2 protein-coding genes are annotated in these 1372 nt (G+C 65.3%); one reads left to right on the forward strand and one right to left on the reverse strand.

The window, feature by feature from the left end:
* The first annotated feature begins 156 nt into the window (after positions 1-156).
* Complete coding sequence (gene cutA / locus ABD768_RS42910; RefSeq protein ID WP_344850739.1) at positions 157-480, forward strand: divalent-cation tolerance protein CutA; 324 nt, start codon at positions 157-159, stop codon at positions 478-480.
* Between the two features lie 226 nt (positions 481-706).
* On the opposite strand, the gene ABD768_RS42915 is transcribed toward cutA, so the two are convergent.
* On the reverse strand, positions 707-1372 hold a 666-nt coding region (locus tag ABD768_RS42915), incomplete at its 5' end, for a M48 family metalloprotease (protein WP_344850742.1).

Consider the following 1372-nt stretch of genomic DNA (forward strand, 5'->3'; position numbering starts at 1 on the left):
GAATCTGGACGGGCCTCAGTCATGACGGCATGATCCTGTCGGGCTGGGGCGCACTAGGACGTAGCGAAGATGAGGTCCGCCAACAGATCGCCGAACTCAAGAGGACGCTCGGAGCCACCGCACTACGGACAGCTCCCCAACTCGAAGGATCAACTGATGACAGCGCTTGAGCACGTTGTGGCCCTCACCACCACCCCGACCGAAGACGAGGCGAAGACCCTTGCTGACGGGTTGGTTGAGGCCCGACTAGCCGCCTGTGTCCAGATCACATCCCCAATCACCGCCGTGTACCGATGGAAGGGGAAGGTCTGGCACGAACCCGAGTGGCAACTGTGGATCAAGACGGCAACGGACAAGCGCGACCACATTGCCAAATACCTCGAGGAGCACCACAGCGGCGAAGTTCCTGAGCTGATCTTTCTACCGATCACCGGTGGCTCACAGGCGTACCTCGACTGGATCATCGAAGAGACCCGCTAGTCAGCAAAACCCAAAAGGGCCGGCCCCCGTTCGTCGAAGAAACGGGGGCCGGCCTTTTTGCGGTCTCCGGGTGGCCTTCCGCCCCCGTTGCCCCGGACCGGTGAGCAACGGCACATGACGGGCCCGGTAGGCGGTGGCCTCACCCCGGAGACCTGTCTCAGGATGACCGAATCGACGAAAGGCCGGCCGAAGTTATCCACAGGTCCAGCTCGACCAGGCGGGCCACCTACGCGGAGTCGATCCGGTAGGGCTGGTGGGTGCTCTCGGCAAGCTTCTTGAGGTGCTTCTCCAGCGCCCGCTGGCGGCGCGTCTCGATCGGCTGAGTGTCACCCACGCCGAAGCGCTCCGGACGCCATCCCGGAGCCGACTGTGCCCGGTGGAACTCGCGCCCGGCGAACACCTCGACCAGCGGTGTGCCGTAGCCGAGATCCGCGGCTGTCCGGTCCGCTGCCTGCTCGCCGTGGCGCGACAGCCACGGCACCAGCAACGGCGCGGACCAGGCCGACAGCAAGAGCACCGTGTGGTAGTCGAATTCGGTCACGAACCACAGCACGAACACCCCGAACGACAGGATCGCAATCACCGCCCAGACAACCTTTTTCCAGAAGTCATGCCGAAGGCCGGCCCGCAGTACTACGCCGGTCATCCGGGCGGGCAGAGACAGCCAGTACAGGAACAGCGACACCTTCGGGGGCAGCGCCAGGTGGTGCGCCAGCTCGTGCGCGAGAACCGCCTCCAGGTTGCGCTGAGGCAGCGTGTAGAGGCTCCAGTTGGTCACCGCGACCGTTCGGCCGACCGTGGCCGGTGCGGTCGTCTCGGGGCCTTCGTGGATCCAAACCCGGAACCGGCCAGGATCGATCCCGGCCGCATGGCAGACCGCCAGCCAGGCCGG

It is taken from the genome of Kribbella ginsengisoli, from assembly GCF_039537185.1.
Classification (GTDB): Bacteria; Actinomycetota; Actinomycetes; order Propionibacteriales; family Kribbellaceae; genus Kribbella; species Kribbella koreensis.